This window comes from Streptococcus hyovaginalis DSM 12219 (genome assembly GCF_000420785.1).
In the GTDB taxonomy this organism is placed as follows: domain Bacteria; phylum Bacillota; class Bacilli; order Lactobacillales; family Streptococcaceae; genus Streptococcus; species Streptococcus hyovaginalis.
Genome location: NZ_ATVP01000005.1, coordinates 105911 through 122211, shown reverse-complemented (window position 1 = coordinate 122211; position 16301 = coordinate 105911). Strand labels below are relative to the sequence as shown.

16 protein-coding genes are annotated in these 16301 nt (G+C 40.7%); 3 read left to right on the top strand and 13 right to left on the bottom strand.

Annotated features, from left to right (window positions below; genetic code table 11):
* Positions 1-247: 247 nt before the first annotated feature.
* The 9 genes from G574_RS0104820 to htpX form a co-directional block, all read right to left on the bottom strand.
* Positions 248-775 carry a hypothetical protein gene (locus G574_RS0104820; RefSeq protein WP_029691200.1) on the bottom strand — a complete coding sequence of 176 codons (528 nt, stop codon included), beginning with the start codon at positions 773-775 and terminating at the stop codon, positions 248-250.
* Between the two features lie 41 nt (positions 776-816).
* Positions 817-2127 (bottom strand): ribosome biogenesis GTPase Der, encoded by a 1311-nt coding sequence (gene der, locus G574_RS0104815; protein ID WP_029691199.1) that lies wholly within the window; start codon positions 2125-2127, stop codon positions 817-819.
* Positions 2128-2187: 60 nt separating this feature from the next.
* A complete protein-coding gene (gene dnaI / locus G574_RS0104810; RefSeq protein WP_029691198.1) occupies positions 2188-3090 on the bottom strand; it encodes a primosomal protein DnaI in 903 nt (300 codons plus the stop codon).
* Positions 3091-3092: 2 nt separating this feature from the next.
* Positions 3093-4268 (bottom strand): DnaD domain protein, encoded by a 1176-nt coding sequence (locus tag G574_RS0104805; RefSeq protein ID WP_029691197.1) that lies wholly within the window; start codon positions 4266-4268, stop codon positions 3093-3095.
* Positions 4265-4744, bottom strand: coding sequence for a transcriptional regulator NrdR (gene nrdR / locus G574_RS0104800; RefSeq protein ID WP_029691196.1), 480 nt, complete (start codon positions 4742-4744; stop codon positions 4265-4267). The genes G574_RS0104805 and nrdR overlap by 4 nt, the downstream gene beginning before the upstream one ends.
* A gap of 262 nt (positions 4745-5006) precedes the next feature.
* Complete coding sequence (locus G574_RS0104795; protein ID WP_029691195.1) at positions 5007-6518, bottom strand: HAMP domain-containing sensor histidine kinase; 1512 nt, start codon at positions 6516-6518, stop codon at positions 5007-5009.
* Positions 6499-7188, bottom strand: coding sequence for a response regulator transcription factor (locus G574_RS0104790; protein ID WP_017770836.1), 690 nt, complete (start codon positions 7186-7188; stop codon positions 6499-6501). The genes G574_RS0104795 and G574_RS0104790 overlap by 20 nt, the downstream gene beginning before the upstream one ends.
* A gap of 231 nt (positions 7189-7419) precedes the next feature.
* Positions 7420-7959 carry a DUF177 domain-containing protein gene (locus tag G574_RS0104785; RefSeq protein ID WP_156828104.1) on the bottom strand — a complete coding sequence of 180 codons (540 nt, stop codon included), beginning with the start codon at positions 7957-7959 and terminating at the stop codon, positions 7420-7422.
* A gap of 20 nt (positions 7960-7979) precedes the next feature.
* Positions 7980-8894, bottom strand: a complete 915-nt coding sequence (htpX, locus tag G574_RS0104780) for a zinc metalloprotease HtpX (RefSeq protein WP_029691193.1) — start codon at positions 8892-8894, stop codon at positions 7980-7982.
* Between the two features lie 113 nt (positions 8895-9007).
* On the opposite strand from htpX, the gene rsmG reads away from it, so the two are divergent.
* From rsmG to ktrA, 3 genes are read left to right on the top strand one after another with little or no spacing between them, the layout of a single operon-like run.
* Positions 9008-9721 (top strand): 16S rRNA (guanine(527)-N(7))-methyltransferase RsmG, encoded by a 714-nt coding sequence (gene rsmG / locus G574_RS0104775; RefSeq protein ID WP_029691192.1) that lies wholly within the window; start codon positions 9008-9010, stop codon positions 9719-9721.
* A gap of 20 nt (positions 9722-9741) precedes the next feature.
* A complete protein-coding gene (locus G574_RS0104770) occupies positions 9742-11115 on the top strand; it encodes a TrkH family potassium uptake protein (RefSeq protein ID WP_029691191.1) in 1374 nt (457 codons plus the stop codon).
* Between the two features lie 19 nt (positions 11116-11134).
* Positions 11135-11806 carry a potassium uptake transporter gating subunit KtrA gene (gene ktrA / locus G574_RS0104765; RefSeq protein WP_084677576.1) on the top strand — a complete coding sequence of 224 codons (672 nt, stop codon included), beginning with the start codon at positions 11135-11137 and terminating at the stop codon, positions 11804-11806.
* A 277-nt stretch (positions 11807-12083) separates the two neighbouring features.
* Here ktrA and sstT read toward each other — a convergent pair whose 3' ends face one another.
* From sstT to G574_RS0104745, 4 genes are all read right to left on the bottom strand, one after another.
* The gene (gene sstT, locus G574_RS0104760; protein ID WP_029691189.1) at positions 12084-13292 is read right to left on the bottom strand and encodes a serine/threonine transporter SstT; all 1209 of its coding nucleotides are present in this window, start codon (positions 13290-13292) and stop codon (positions 12084-12086) included.
* Positions 13293-13454: 162 nt separating this feature from the next.
* Positions 13455-14147, bottom strand: coding sequence for a methionine ABC transporter permease (locus tag G574_RS0104755; RefSeq protein ID WP_029691188.1), 693 nt, complete (start codon positions 14145-14147; stop codon positions 13455-13457).
* The gene (locus tag G574_RS0104750; RefSeq protein WP_029691187.1) at positions 14148-15212 is read right to left on the bottom strand and encodes a methionine ABC transporter ATP-binding protein; all 1065 of its coding nucleotides are present in this window, start codon (positions 15210-15212) and stop codon (positions 14148-14150) included. It lies immediately after the preceding gene.
* Between the two features lie 122 nt (positions 15213-15334).
* Complete coding sequence (locus G574_RS0104745) at positions 15335-16204, bottom strand: MetQ/NlpA family ABC transporter substrate-binding protein (RefSeq protein ID WP_029691186.1); 870 nt, start codon at positions 16202-16204, stop codon at positions 15335-15337.
* Positions 16205-16301 lie beyond the last annotated feature (97 nt).

The following is a 16301-nucleotide window of genomic DNA, read 5'->3' as shown; positions in this document are numbered from 1 at the left end:
AAAAACAAAAAACTGAGAGATGCATCAGCCAAAACGCTAAATCTCAGTTAGTTTTAAATCATCAATCGTACAGTTCTGACAAGAGACCCACCAAGCCTGTAACCACCAGAGCGTCAAGACGACTAAAATCATTAGACTCGTCGTTCAAATCGAGGTCCGAAAAAACTCTGACTAAAACAACTTCCTCTCAAAGAAAACACTTACACACGAGACGGATCGGCAACAGCTATGCACACCTGTTTAATGCTTAAGATTTGGTCCAAGAAACTAGGGAAGCTAAAACCTCTGCTAGTTCCTCCTGCTGTTTGGGGGTCAGTTTACTTTCTTTGGCATTATGTCCTTCTACTGTCCCAACATGTGTTTTCACTTGGCCACGGCTATTAATGGCAACCAAAAAGGGCACAGAGACAGACTTTTTACCCAAATGACTTTGGTAAAAATGTTCTAATACTCTTGCATCATCCTTCTGGTAATTATCACTGTGGATATTGACCGTATAAGCCCTTGTTTGCTGATCTTCTAAAACCTTAGTCAATAGTGGGACTGACTCCTGACACCAAGGACATTCGGGGAAACCATAAAAATAAAGGCCTTGTTTTTTAGCTATCATTCGGCTCAGAACTAGGCTCTCCTCTTCTTGAAAATACTGAGGACCACTAACATCGTAAGTTGAACTGGTTTTTGGCGTACTAGGGGATGTTGCAACAAAATGGTAGCCAATAGTAACACCAACAATGAGGAGGAAAAGTATCCCCAAACCTTTTACTTTTTTCATAAAATACCTAAAAAGCGACCTCAGTCGCTTCTTTCTATTTACTAACTACGTTTACGAGCGATAAGATGGATCGGTGTCCCTTCAAAACCAAACGCTGCCCGAATTTGATTTTCCAAGAAACGCATATAAGAAAAATGCATCAACTCTTCTTCATTAACAAAAATCACGAAAGTTGGTGGCTTGACTGCCACTTGTGTCCCATAGAAAATCTTGAGGCGCTTCCCTTTATCAGTCGGTGTTGGATTGATAGCAATTGCGTCCATAATAACATCATTAAGCACAGCTGATGGAATACGGCGATTTTGACTCTCACTAATACGCTTGATTATTTCCGGCAATTTGTTAAGACGTTGTTTGGTCTCAGCCGATACAAAGATAATCGGGGCATAGGCCAAAAACTGGAATTGGTCACGAATATCCGCTTCCCACTGATTGACCGTATGATTATCTTTCTTAATCGTGTCCCATTTGTTAACGACAATAATCATCCCTTTTCCAGCTTCATGGGCAAAACCAGCAATGCGTTTGTCATAGTCACGAATACCTTCTTCAGCGTTGATGACCATGAGAACAACATCTGAACGATCGATAGCACGCATGGAGCGCATGACAGAATATTTCTCCGTATTTTCGTAGATCTTTCCAGACTTACGCATACCAGCGGTATCAATCATGGTATACTCTTGACCTTCGCTATCCGTAAAGTTAGTATCGATAGCGTCACGGGTCGTTCCAGCAACTGGACTAGCAATCACACGTTCTTCACCTAAAATGGCATTGATAAGACTAGATTTTCCGACATTAGGACGCCCAATTAAACTAAATTTGATAATATCAGGATTTTCTTCTTCATGTTCAGAAGGAAGATTTTCCACGATAGCATCTAAAACATCACCCGTTCCAATACCATGAACAGACGATACTGGGTAAGGATCGCCTAATCCAAGCGTATAGAAATCATAAATTTCAGCACGCATCTCAGGATTGTCAACCTTATTGACTGCTAAAATAACGGGTTTATTAGTTTTGTACAAAATGCGTGCCACATATTCATCCGCATCAGTCACGCCTTCTTTAGCAGATACCACAAAAACAATAACATCTGCTTCAGTCATAGCGATATCTGCCTGGTGCTTAATTTGCTCCATGAATGGCGCATCCACATCGTCAATACCACCGGTATCAATCAGCGAAAATTGACGATTAAGCCACTCTGCACTTGTGTAAATACGGTCACGCGTCACGCCTTCAACATCTTCAACGATGGAAATACGTTCTCCTGCAACACGGTTAAATAAAGTTGATTTGCCAACATTCGGACGACCGACTATGGCAACAGTTGGTAAGGACATAATACCTCCCTATCTTATTTTCTATAATTCTTTTAACATCACAAAAGATGATCCTGGCAATTACCTTCTGTTCTCACCTTGCAAGTGAGTCTCTTTAGCCAAGAAACGCACACGTTCCATAATACGCTTGGCCTGCCAAGTCTCGTCACCATTTCGGCCATTGGCCAACTTACGTTCTAAATCGGCAAAGCTGTAGTTGGACGTAAAGAAAGTTGGTAAGTTTTCTTGCATTCGGTATTGCAGAATAACTTGTAAGACATCATCGCGTATCCAAGATGAATTTTGCTCCGCACCAATATCGTCAAGAATCAAAACTTCGCTAGTTCTAACAGCATCAATCTCATCTTTGACAGAATCGGTTTTTATGGCATTTTTGATATCAATGGTAAAGCTTGGGTAGTGAAGAAGAGTTGTCTTAACATTTTTCTTCTCCGAAAGTTCATGCGCTAAAGCTGCCATGAAAAAGGATTTCCCAACCCCCATATCGCCATAGAGATAAAGACCTTTTTGCTCAGGACTAGGATATTGGCTAATAAAATCAACCAAGCTCTCATAAACATCTAGGCGCTTCACATCATCCAACAAGACATCATCAAATGAAATAGATTTATAGGACTTTGGCAAGCTGACCAAGTTAATCCGATTCTCAATCGCTTTTTGCTCCTGAGCTTCTTTTAATTCTCTCGTCTCCAAATAGCTCACATCTGCGTAGCCTTCGTTCATGATCAGAATCGGTTCATAGCCTTTAGCAATATAGGCTTCTTCTCCATCTCGAAACTTGCGCTGCTCATTGATAAATTGATTGAACTTAGGTAAGCTACGTTTGATCTCATCTTGGGTTAAACCATGCTGGTTGATAAAGGTCACCACATCTGGATCTGACAAGATCAATTGGGTTACCTGGTTGGCATCAAAATGTCTAGAATGTCCCGACCTGTTTAAAGTTTGTCCTACCTTTTCCATAATCAGTCCTTTCTAAGACGCTCCATGGCTTTACGCTTTGCTTCTTCTAATCGTTTTTGTTCCTCTTCAGATGTCTGATTTTGATAATCCTGATTACTCCACTCCGGAACATTGCTTTTCTGAGGACTAGACACCTTGGTTTTGCCCTTCTGGTTTTTGGCATAGCTTGAAGGCTGGCGCAACTTGATGACCGCTGCCTCGGCTGTTTTTATGCCATGGTAAGATAAATCGTTAGCCAATTTCTGAGCGTATAACTTATTAATATTGGCTGACTTGTTTTTGGTGATGGTATAAAGAAGAATCACATTGATCACTTCATCCAAAAATCCTATCTCAGCAAGTTCTGACACTAATCGCCGCTCATCCGCTGTGATGGTAGCTTTACGCGCTTTTTTGATCTTAGCTAAAAAGACCTCTGTACGATCGGCTTGCGCTTCGGTTACAAGTATTTTTTCTTGAGGGGTCAACTCATTTCCCGTCTGCTGAGAGACTTGCCCCTGCTCTTTTTTCGCGCGCATTCTACTTAAGGAAATGGTTAACTTATAGGCTGTTTCTTTGGCTAACAAATAGGTATCATACCAGGTCATTTGATAAGTTTCTGACAAACGATATAAGCCAATCACATCTGTTTTTTCATTGGAGAAAGACAGACCATCACGTACCATCAAATTTTTGAAAGCTTCAATATCAAAAGAGGATTTAGCATCAGATACGCCCATGGACAAGGTGACTTCTCCTTGATCATCAAAAACATCTGAAAAACGTTTGGAGATGTCGTGGCTATTTTCCGGAATAGCTACCTCTAGCTCCTTGACAGCAACTTCCCCTATCTTTTGCACTAGCATCTGGCGATAATGGGGTACCTTGAGAAACTCTTGACCAGACAAAGGGCTCTTAAGTTGAATCAGGTAAGATTCTCTCTGTTTGAAAAAGACCACTAAATCCATAGCTGTCAATGTTGCTAGAGCTTTTTCAAAAGATAACATCCCCAAAAGCGTATGGTTTAAGATTTCAGAAAACTTATGCTTTTGGCGACCATCATCCCAGAAAGTTACCAAATAATGGTAGGCAACAAAAGCCTCTTGTCCAATGATGGGATAATAGTAGGTCATTAACGATTGTGATGAGAGATCAATCCGATTAGCTTTTATAAATGAAAAGTCATCAATAGGCTTCATTTTTTATTAACCTTTTTACCACGAACACGATTGGTGATCTGTTGCAAGAGCTCCTCGATTTCATCGACATCTTTAAAGCTGCGGTAAACAGATGCAAAACGAACATAAGTGATTTCATCCAACTCTGCCAACTCATCCATCACCATATTACCAATCACATGACTAGGGACCTCATTTTCATAATTGCTACGAATAGCTTGCTCAATACGGCTAATGACATTTTCAATATCTTCGCTGGAAACAGGGCGCTTTTGAGCACTCATGATGATACCGTGTAAAATCTTATCCCGCGAGAAGGCTTCCCGCGTCCCATCTTTTTTAACGACTAAAAGCGGTACTTCTTCAATCCTCTCAAAAGTCGTGAACCGATTGTGGCAATTTTCACATTCTCGGCGTCTTCTAATAGTAGTACCTTCCTCAGCTTGACGGCTATCGACAACACTAGATTTTGTCGTATGACATTTCGGACAACGCAAACAATCACTCCTCCCTAGATGAATTCCTTTTATCTTTACAAATGGATAACAAGCCTCTATATCCCTGTTTATTAATAGTTCATTATATCATAGAATACCTGAGATACCAAACATTCACAGCCAATCAATGGTAAGATGACAGCGCCATTCAAGTCACCTAACCACTTCCTCTGAACCTCTTATGAATAAGCCCATATCGTCAACTAAGCATCAGCCCTAAACCAAAGAAGTACATGTTAGTGATGCTAGACTTCTGGGGGCCCTACATATCTTTTGTTTCCATCACCAAGGGGATATCGATAACAAAAGCAGTGCCACTATTAACTTCACTATAAACATTTAAACGACAGTTATAAGCATCACAAATTTGCTTAAGAATCGACAAACCAATTCCCAGTCCCGCTTTTGTCCCTTCACGATTACGCGATTTATCGGTACGGTAAAAGCGTTCAAAAATATTTTGGAGATCTTCCTCAGCAATCCCTTCACCATGATCACGTACAGTAACACGCGCATAATCCTCAAAATGGTCTAAATACAATTCAATTAGACTCTTTTGGGGTGAATATTTAACCGCATTATCAAGCAAAATGGTTAAAACTTGTTCAAAGTGACTTTTAGACATTTTAGCATGAAGATCCGTGGTTTTAACCGTCAGCGAAAACGCAAAATCAGGCCGCAGCACTTCAAAATTATAGACAGCAGCCTGCATAGGAACAACCAGATAGGTCGTTTCTTGGTGTTTTTCCGACAAATCACCTTGAAGACGCACCAAATCTAGCATCTCACTGATCATCACATTCATTCGTTGCGCCTCATGGCGACTAGCTTCTAAACTTTCTTCTAAAATGTCAGGATCATTTTTGCCCCATCGGCTCAGTAAATCTAGATGGCCCTTGATAACCGCTACAGGTGTCCTCAGTTCATGACTAACGTTACTGATAAACTGTTGCTGTAAGTGGTTTTGTTCTGCAATGCGTTCCAACATCGCATTAAAAATATGCGAGAGTTCTTCAATCTCATCACCACTACTAATCTGCAGGCGCACATCAAGATCTGTAGGATCTGCCTCAATATGTCGCATCACCTTTCTCAAACTATAGATTGGACTTAAAAAGGTGTCAATACTATGGCGCATAATAATCAAAACTAAGATGATGGTCCCTATCTCTAAAAATAGCAACAAGATGAGCAAGCGGTTCTTCAGCGTATAGTAGAACTCTAAGTTATGAAAAAGTTTAGCATAACCAATGATTTTCTTACCCGTCTGATTATAAATCGGAACATTAATGCTAAAACCTCGCTCGTTATCTATCCGGTCAGACTGTAGAGTATTCAAGTGTCCCAGAACTAAAGGCTTAGTTTCTGTCCCTGTTGTAAATAACAAATCTTTATGAATATTATACAGATATGCCGTCTGGTTGGAATATAACAAGTGAGACACCGAGTGATTTCCGACAATAGCCATCCCTTCTGTCAAAATGGTGTCCGAGCTGATATTTTCCACAGTGTGCATGGTTTGCAGATACGTAATTAGGTTATCCCTCGTTAATGGCTCGTCTATTTCAGACAAATGCCTTTGAACCAGATCAGTCGTTTCTCTGACGGTTTTTTCCTCGCGTCTTAGCAACAAATCATTCGAAAATAATAAAACCAGACCTGTAAAAGTCGTAAAAATGAGAAAAAAGAGCCCTGTTGTAACGAGGACCATTTTTTTTCTAAGTGGTAATTTATGAAGTTTTTGATAAAACTCATTATTTTTCACGAATGACATATCCCATACCACGCACTGTTTGAATGTACGACTCTTTACCACTGACATCTATCTTGCCACGCAAGTAGCGAACATAGACATCAACCACATTGGTTTCGACAGCTTCATCATATTTCCAAACATGGTTTAGCAACTCTTCACGAGTCATAACGCGATTCATATTAGACATCAATGCCGACAACAAATCGAATTCTCTTTTCGTCAAAGGAATGGTTTCCTCACCACGAACAACTGAGCGATTTTGAGGATCCAATTTCAGGTCGCGGTAGCTAGCTCCGCCAGTTTTAGCCCGTTTACTATCCTCGATTTCTTGACGACGAAAGGCTGCCCGAACACGCGCAAGTAACTCTTCAATCGCAAAAGGCTTGATAATATAATCATCTGCACCACGATCTAAGCCAGACACAATATCCATCACAGAATCACGAGCAGTCATCATGATAATATAGGTTGATTTTTCCTGCTGTAAACGTCGTGTAATTTCAAAACCGTCCATTTCAGGCAACATCAAATCCAGCAAAATCAAATCATAATCTTTTTCCAAAGCTGACTCAAGACCAGCACGGCCACTATGTTCAACGGTAACAGAGTATCCTTCATGTTGTAATTCTAAAGAAACAAATCGTGAAAGATTTTTTTCATCTTCTATAATCAAAATATGTTTCGTCATTTTCCACCTTTAATATCCATAATATTAGTATTGTTTTAATGCTAGATGAGAAGTGTTTATGTTACTCATTCAATCTTTTGTGATCAGTTCGTTTTCCCAAAAGGGACGAATCTTATCGCATTCTTAAAAAGCAAACCCTGGTCTCAACTAACTTTTTAAACGTGACAGTTTATAATACCACGTTTGCTTTATAGTTACAAATTAAAGTTATATGACAAAAATATATTTTCTTTATTCCGAGTCATCAAATAGACCAGACAGTGATGCAAATGGATTGTTGACCTGCTTTTCTTCTTCTCGGAGTTGTTGGTACTGCGCTTCTGTCAAGACAGTCCAGCTGTCACCTTCTGGCATCGCTTCTGTTTTTTCCTCTTCTTCCGTCAATACTTTCAAAGGAATATTTAACAAAATGTTATCCAAAACACTTTCCGAAAGATCAATCACATCATCTTCTAGAATGAGAACAAGATTCTCGTCAACCATTTCTTTTTTAGTGGCAACATCTTGTGCGGCTATGAAGACCTCTGAGACATCATAGTGTTCTTGAAGAGTAACTGGAGTCATGGAACGACTCGATGGAAGGGTCAGCTCATAGGATAAATGATAATGCAATAAATAAAGCCCATCATCATAGGAAACTATCCCTTTTGCTGTGACATTTTGCAGGTCTAAAATACTACTTTCACGCGCAATCAGAGCATCTTTCAATGCCAATTGTTTATCAAATGGTAATCCTTCTGGATTTTTGCGAATATCGCTTAATTTCATGATGTTTTCCTTTTCTTCTTTTCTTAAAAAAATGTCTTTTCTTTGTACGTAAGGAGCTCTAAACGTTTAATACGTTCTTCTAGAGGTGGGTGTGTCAAAAACAAATGTTTGAAACCGGTAGACTTCCTAGGATCACTAATATATAGTGCAGCACTAGCATCATCAACCACATGAGCCATTGGTTTTGATCCTTGTAATTTCCGTAAAGCTTGAATCATACCTTCTGGATTTCGGGTAAACTCTACTGAGGAAGCATCTGCTAAAAATTCCCTTTGCCGTGAAATAGCAAGTTGTACCAAACTAGCTGCCAAAGGTGCCAAAAACATGGCTAAAATAGAGAAAATCAGAAGAAGGGCACTTGTGCCATCATCTCTATTGCTATTACGGCGACGGCCTCTCCCATAAAACATCATACGCCCTCCAATACTGGAAATCATAGTGACTGCGGAAGCCAAAGCAACAGCAATGGTTGAGATGCGAATATCATAATTCCGAATATGGCTTATTTCGTGTCCTATAACGGCTTCCAATTCTGTGCGGTTCATCGTTTTCAAAAGTCCAGTTGTGGCGGCGACAGCTGCATTTTCTGGACTAGATCCCGTCGCAAAGGCATTGAGCGCCCCATCTTCGATCACATAAACCTTGGGCATAGGTAACTGTGCTACCATTGCCATATTTTCAACACAAGCGTAGTAATCGGGAGCTTCTATCGGATCGATTTCTTTAGCCTTGTTCATCGCCATCACAACCTTGGTTGATTGAAAAATCATAGTCGCTGCATAAATAACGCCAATGATCACCGCCATAACAAGTCCAAAAGTCATATTGCCTAGTACCAGATACCCAGCAGCCGATCCAAGAGCACTCAATAAGGTAAAAAACAAGAGGATCAAAATAATGGTTCTTCTTTTATTACTAGCTATTTGCTTTTTTAACACATCGCGCCCTCCCTGAACATTTATCTCATTATAGCAGTTTTGAGATAATTTCAAAAGAAAAGACAAGATGAATATGGTAAAATGAAGAGAAGTTTAACACTTAAGGAGACCAGATGACACCTGAAGAATTTTACCAAGAACTTGAAAGCCATCACATCACACTTTCCACTCATCAAAAGGCACAATTTGAACGCTACTTCGCCTTATTAGTCGAGTGGAATGACAAAATTAATTTAACGGCTATTACTGAAAAACAAGACGTTTATTTAAAACATTTCTATGATTCCATCGCTCCAATCCTACAAGGTTACCTTTCTAACGAACCTATACGGCTATTAGATATTGGGGCCGGCGCTGGTTTTCCAAGTCTTCCCATGAAAATTATTTTCCCTAATTTAGAAGTTACTATCATTGACTCGCTAAATAAGCGCATCCAATTTCTGACCCTTCTTGCTGATGAGTTGCAACTCTCGGGTGTGCACTTTTTCCATGGACGTGCCGAAGATTTTGGACAAGATAAAGCCTTCCGCCAGCAATTTGATGTTGTGACAGCCAGAGCTGTTGCTCGGATGCAAGTTCTTGCGGAATTAACTATCCCCTTTTTGACATTAAACGGACGCCTCATCGCCCTTAAAGCCAGTGCAGCTGATCAAGAGTTAGAGTCAGCTAAAACAGCGCTAGCATTGCTCTTTGCAACCATTGTAGATAGCCAAAATTACCAGTTACCAAATGGCGACGGCCGCAATATCACAGTGGTTGAAAAGAAGAAAGAGACCCCTAAAAAATACCCTCGAAAAGCTGGCATCCCCAACAAAAAACCCCTCTAATGGCTTCAGAAAGGAACACCATGCCATCCATAATCAAAAAATGGTCTGTTACCCAGCAACTTAGCTTTAGTTTTTTAATCGTTATCCTTATTGGCAGCTTTCTATTGTCTATGCCAATCATGCACTATGCGCATGCGCCAAAAACGGTCTATCTCGACCATTTATTTAATGTCGTCTCAATGGTATGTGTAACGGGACTGTCTGTCTTTGCCATTGGTGACGTCTATAATGGTTTGGGACAAATCATTGCAATGATCCTGATGCAGGTTGGTGGCCTGGGGCTCGTTACCCTTATCGCCATGAGTAGTTTAGCCCTGCACCGTAAAATGAATCTATCCGATCAAACCCTGCTACAATCCGCCTTAAGCAGAGATAGCAGCCAGGATTTAAAAGCTTTTCTCTATCATGTTTATTGCTTGACCTTTGTCATTGAAGCCATAGCTGCTACTATCCTCATGATCGATTTTATCCCACGATTTGGCCTGGGAAATGGTATCTTTAATGCCATTTTCTTAGCTGTTTCTGCTTTTTGTAATGCAGGCTTTGATAATTTCGGATCATCCAGTCTTCAAGGTTTCACTACTTCACCTCTTATCAATTTCACCATTGCGGGGTTAATCATCGCAGGAGGACTTGGATTTGGTGTTTGGCAAGACTTAATTCACGCGATCAAAAGCTATCATACTAGTCGCCCCAAACGTTTGACTACCCTATATAAACCGCTGTCTAATCAATCACGATTGGTCCTTCAAACAACCACGATTATATTAGTTATTGGAACCTTAGTAAGCTGGCTCCTCGAAATCGATAATAGTCAAACAATTGGGAATCTAACAACTTTCCAACAACTGCAAACTTCATTTTTCCAAACTGTGACCATGCGTACAGCTGGTTTTGCTACAATCAATTACGAACACGCCAAGCCAGCTACCAATTTTCTGTATATGATTCAGATGGTTATGGGGGGAGCTCCAGGAGGTACAGCCGGGGGGGTAAAAGTGACAGTCATTGCTATCATGGCACTCTTATTCAAGGCCGAATTGTCTGGTCAAACCGAGGTCACCTTCAATCATCGCTCCATCGATAATAAGGTCATTAAACAGACCCTAACTGTGATCATTTTTTTCTTCGGAACCATGATGCTAGGCTATTTGCTGTTATTGGTGACAGATTCTAACTTAAATCCCTTTAAATTACTCTTTGAAGTAGCCTCTGCTATCGCAACTGTTGGCGTTTCGATGAACACAACCTCAGAGCTCTCTATGGCCGGTCGCTTCATTATCATGGCCCTGATGTTTTTAGGCCGAGTCGGTCCGATTACCGTTTTACTTAGCCTACTTCAAAAACAGGAAAACACTATTCATTATGCTAAAACTAACATTTCCGTAGGTTAGTACAAGAAAGGAAATTATTGTGTCAAAAAAAATCATAGGTGTGCTCGGTCTAGGTATTTTCGGGAGAACCGTTGCTGAAGAATTATGCACATTCGATCAAGAAGTCATCGCTTTAGACTACCGTGAAGACCATGTCCAAGCGGTCTCAAATACCGTGACACGCGCTGCTGTAGGGGACATTACCAACTACGAATTCCTCGAGAATGTCGGCATCGAACATTGTGATACTGTAGTAATTGCTACAGGAAACAGCTTAGAAGCTTCTGTTCTCGCTGTCATGCACTGTAAAAAATTAGGCGTTCCCAATATTATTGCCAAGGCTAAAAGCGGTCTCTTCGAAGATGTCCTATACAATATTGGAGCCAACCGTGTGATTATGCCTGAACGCGCCTCAGGAAAATCTCTGGCTTCACATATCTTAAGAAGACATATCTCAAACATCATCCATGTTGAAGACGACATTTCAATCATTGAATTTTCAATCCCACAAAAATGGATCGGCCAGTCCTTGATTAGCCTAGACCTGCGCACTAAATATGAAATTAACGTGGTCGGTCTCAGAACAGGTAACACCGAGGGGCTCATTACCAATTTCAACCCCAAAGACCCACTACCTGCCGATATTCATATCAGTGCGGTCGCTAACTCAAGAACTTTTGAAAAATTTGACTATCTCGGCTACTTAAAATAACGACAACTCCATGTGTGTAAGGACAACTCAATAAGAGCTTATCCTTTATGCTAAGATAAAGCTGCTGATAGCATCACCTTATCCCAAAATTTGATACCAAGAGTAAACGTAGTAAAAATACGAGATCATCTGGATAAAAAGAATCCCTCTCTATGACAAGAAAGGAATTTTTCTGCATGTCAGCTCTAAAACATTACTTGGAACAGAGCCATTTTCTGTCTCACCATTTACCTTACATATCAAAAAAGCGCTTAGGAGCACTCCTAAGCGCTTTTCATTAACCTTTGTTAAAGCGAGATTTCTCGGCGACAGCCGTAAAGAACACATCGGTAGAAGAGTTCAAGGCTGTTTCACAAGAGTCTTGTATGACCCCTACAATAAAACCAATTCCCACAACCTGCATGGCAATATCGTTTGAAATACCAAATAAACTACAGGCTACCGGAATCAATAGCAATGAACCACCTGTAACACCAGAAGCACCACATGCTGATATAGCCGCAACCACACTCAAAACAACAGCCGTTGCAAAATCAACTTTTATCCCCAAGGTTTGTGCAGCTGCTAAAGTTAGAACATTAATCGTAATAGCTGCTCCCGCCATATTAATCGTGGCACCAAGAGGAATTGATACCGAATAAGTATCTGGGTTCAAGCCCAATTTCTCACAAAGTCGCATGTTCACCGGGATATTGGCCGCAGAGCTTCTGGTAAAGAAAGCTGTCACTCCTGACTCTCTCAAACATTGAAAGACCAGTGGATAAGGATTTTCCCCCATCATCAGATAACCCAAAATAGGATTAATAATTAGCGCTACCACTAACATATTCCCAACCAATACCAACAACAGCAGCCCATAGTCTGCCAAAACGGACAAACCATTCTCAGAGATCGTTGTAAAAACCAGCCCCATAATACCAAAGGGCGCTAAATTAATGATACCCTTAACAATTTGTGCTGTCACATCAGCTAAGGTCGCCAGAAGCTCCTTCGTTTGCGCATTTGCAGATCTAAACGCCATCCCAAAGATGACTGCCCAAGATAGGATCCCAATATAGTTAGCCTGAGCTAGCGCATTTATCGGATTATCCACAATGTTCAAAAGTAGGGATTGGAAAACTTGGCCGATACCATCCGGTGCATCTGCACGAGCACTCGTTCCCTCAGACAGGGTCAAGGTAATCGGAAAAACATAATAGGTTACCACAGCCATAAGGGCCGCCAAAAAAGTGCCCAAAAGGTATAGAAGAATCACTGTCTTCATATTACTCTTTTGCCCCTTACGCGTTTGCGACAGGGCACTGGAAACCAATGTAAAGACCAGCAAGGGAGCGATCGCTTTAAGGCCACCAACAAATAATTGCCCCACTAGTCCTACCAATTGAAACTGGGGCAATATGAGAGCCAAAAGAGCTCCTATGACTACCCCAATAACAATACGTTTGATCAGGCTAATCCTGCGCCAAATCATCATCGTTCTTTTCATAATATCTCCTACGGAATACTTCTTAATCGTGTCTGATGACAGACAAACAAAAAAAGCTATTTCAGCTTTTTTCATTATTATCAAATCTCATAGAGAAGATTATACCATAAATAAATCGGAAAACCAGCTCTCATTCAAAAATAAGAAGCATTCAGTCCCTATCTAACGGTGGCTTAGTTTACGCGTCAAAACATCCCCGATAAATTGAATGGCAAAAATAAGCAAGAGGATAGCCAAAGTCGCTACAAAGGTGACATCTGTATTTGAGCGATTGTAACCGTAAGAAATTGCAACATTCCCTAGACCACCTGCTCCAATAGCTCCTGCCATAGCTGTTTCACCGACTAAAGAGATCAAAGTTACCGTTGATACACGGATAAGATCTGGTAAGCCTTCACTCAAGTAGACCTTAATAATATCAAAGAGCGTGGCACCCGATGCCTGAGCTGCTTCAATAACGCCTCGGTCCAATTCTGATAACACCACTTGAACCTGACGCGCAAAGAAAGGAAAAGTTGCCGCAGATAAGGGAACCAAAGCTGCTGTGGCACCAAGATTTGTCTTAACGATGATGAAGGTTACAGGCGCTAAAATAGCCAGTAAAATAATAAAAGGAATCGCACGAAAAACGGACGTTACCTTATCTAAAACTTGAAATACTGGGCGATTTTCGATAACACCCCCTGGACCTGTTAACACTAGAAAAAGTCCTGCTAACAGTCCAAGAAAGCCTCCGATAATAAAAGAAATAATCGTCATGTAAAGCGTTGCGTTGATCGCAGCCAACCACCCATTATCCCCAGCCCATCCAATATTGTAAACATTAGGCAAATACGTTTCAATCCAGCCCGACATCTAAACACCTCTCTTCAAAATGGTTAACTCTATACCTGCTTTAGTGATGGCATCTTGCGCAGCCGATAAATTATCCAGTGTGCCTGATAAAATCACCACCATCTCACCAACAGGAGTATGGTCCAGGATTTCAATATTACCATATAAAATATTGGCAGTGACCTGGAATCGTTTATAAATATCGTTCAAAATCGGCTCATCTGTCGATGTCCCAGCATAATTAAGCTGCACCAAGAGGGAACCTTTCGCCAAATTGATCACAACATCCTGTTGGGCAATCTTGAGCATGGCTTCATCGATTCCTGTAGCCGTCTTGATGAACTCTTGAGTTAGGGCTGCCTGTGGTTTTGAGAAAATCTCAAGGACAGAGCCTTCCTCGATAAGAACACCATTTTGCATAACGGCAACACGGTTACAAATATCTTTGACAATCTGCATTTCATGCGTAATCATAACGACCGTCAAGCCCAATTTTTGATTCAAATCCTGCAACAAAGCCAAAATCTGTTTGGTTGTCCTAGGATCCAGAGCAGAGGTCGATTCATCTGAAATGAGGATCTCTGGATCATTGGCAAGCGCTCGCGCAATCGCGACACGTTGTTTCTGTCCACCTGACAGCTGTGCTGGGTAATTATCCGCACGATCTGATAGACCAACCAATTCCAGCAACTCTGAAACCTTTTTCGCTTTGTCTTCTTTGCTCAATTTGGAGTGTCGCAAAGCAAATGCTACATTCTCATAAGCGGTTTTCTGTGCCATCAAATTAAAATGTTGGAAAATCATTCCGATTTTTTGACGCTTTTGACGCAGTTGAGCAGATGATAATTGCACCTGACCATTGTCAAAGGTCACATCGCCATTAATTGTAATTTTCCCCTTTGTCGGTACCTGAAGCAGATTAATCACACGCACCAAGGTGGATTTTCCAGCTCCTGAATAACCGACGATTCCGTATATATCACCTTTATTGATGGTTACTGAAACATCTCTAACAGCCTCAATCACACGTTTCTTTTGGTGAAAGGTAATGTCAATATGTTCTAGATCAATAATCGCATGACTCATTTTTGTACTGACTCCTCTATATCATATCTACGACTAGCCAAAATTTGTTTTACCTTATAACAATAAAACAGGAGTGCTCATCACACACCTATTTTATAGCCATTTAGATAGTTGTTAAGGAACTATTTTTCAGGAGCACCTTCCCAGATGGCAACGTCTGTTCCTTTAGAATATTTATCAATCAAACCTGCTACTTCATCGGTTTGATAGACTTTGATTAAGGTCTTAATAGCATCTGCTTTATCAGATTTTTCCCAACCTTTTTGTGCTGCAATGATGTTGATCCATTGTTGTGAACTATCATTTTTCTCTTCTGTAAAGAGAGATGTGTCATAATCAACACCAGCATCAACAGCATAGTTATTGTTGATGATAGCGGCATCAACAGATGTTAAAGTAGAAGCTGCTTGATCCGCTGCAATCTCTTTGATATCCAAATCTTTCGGATTCGACGTAATGTCATCCAAGGTAGCCACTTCTTCACCAGATTTAGATAATTTAATCAAACCTGCTGACTGGAGGACATAGAGCGCACGGCTTTCATTGGTTGCATCGTTTGGCACTGAAATCGTTGCCCCTTCGGGGATATCTTTGACATCTGTGTATTTAGCCTTGTCACCATCAAGCCCAGAGAAAAGATGGATTGGGCTAAGAAGAGTGTCAGCGGCAGCTACTAAATCACCGTCATTTTTCTTGTTCCAATCATTCAAGAAATTATAATGTTGGAAAGCATTAACATCGATTTCGCCATTTTTCAAAGCTTTATTAGGCTGTGTGTAGTCTGTGAACTCTGTAAATTCTAAATCAACACCTTCTTTGTCAGCCAACTCTTCAACGCGATCCCAGATAGGCTCTGTCGCGTCTGTCAATGTCATCACACCGACACGCACTTCATTTTTGTCATCAGCTGCGTCGTCGTTGGAACATGCTGCTAAGACAAGTGTTGATGCAAGCGCAATTCCTGTTATTCCTAATACTTTTTTCAATGTCATAATAATGTACCTCTTAAATAATTTTAAATGCTTTTTCATTATGGCACATGTAGCTATAAAAAACAAGTTGTTAAAACTTAGGTTTAGATATAGTTAT

What these genes read in the sequence shown, in the direction of transcription:
- G574_RS0104820 (WP_029691200.1), bottom strand. Translation starts at nt 775, where the DNA reads ATGAAAAAAGTAAAAGGTTTGGGGATACTTTTCCTCCTCATTGTTGGT.
- der (WP_029691199.1), bottom strand. Translation starts at nt 2,127, where the DNA reads ATGTCCTTACCAACTGTTGCCATAGTCGGTCGTCCGAATGTTGGCAAA.
- dnaI (WP_029691198.1), bottom strand. Translation starts at nt 3,090, where the DNA reads ATGGAAAAGGTAGGACAAACTTTAAACAGGTCGGGACATTCTAGACAT.
- G574_RS0104805 (WP_029691197.1), bottom strand. Translation starts at nt 4,268, where the DNA reads ATGAAGCCTATTGATGACTTTTCATTTATAAAAGCTAATCGGATTGAT.
- G574_RS0104795 (WP_029691195.1), bottom strand. Translation starts at nt 6,518, where the DNA reads ATGTCATTCGTGAAAAATAATGAGTTTTATCAAAAACTTCATAAATTA.
- G574_RS0104790 (WP_017770836.1), bottom strand. Translation starts at nt 7,188, where the DNA reads ATGACGAAACATATTTTGATTATAGAAGATGAAAAAAATCTTTCACGA.
- rsmG (WP_029691192.1), top strand. Translation starts at nt 9,008, where the DNA reads ATGACACCTGAAGAATTTTACCAAGAACTTGAAAGCCATCACATCACA.
- G574_RS0104770 (WP_029691191.1), top strand. Translation starts at nt 9,742, where the DNA reads ATGCCATCCATAATCAAAAAATGGTCTGTTACCCAGCAACTTAGCTTT.
- sstT (WP_029691189.1), bottom strand. Translation starts at nt 13,292, where the DNA reads ATGAAAAGAACGATGATGATTTGGCGCAGGATTAGCCTGATCAAACGT.
- G574_RS0104755 (WP_029691188.1), bottom strand. Translation starts at nt 14,147, where the DNA reads ATGTCGGGCTGGATTGAAACGTATTTGCCTAATGTTTACAATATTGGA.
- G574_RS0104750 (WP_029691187.1), bottom strand. Translation starts at nt 15,212, where the DNA reads ATGAGTCATGCGATTATTGATCTAGAACATATTGACATTACCTTTCAC.
- G574_RS0104745 (WP_029691186.1), bottom strand. Translation starts at nt 16,204, where the DNA reads ATGACATTGAAAAAAGTATTAGGAATAACAGGAATTGCGCTTGCATCA.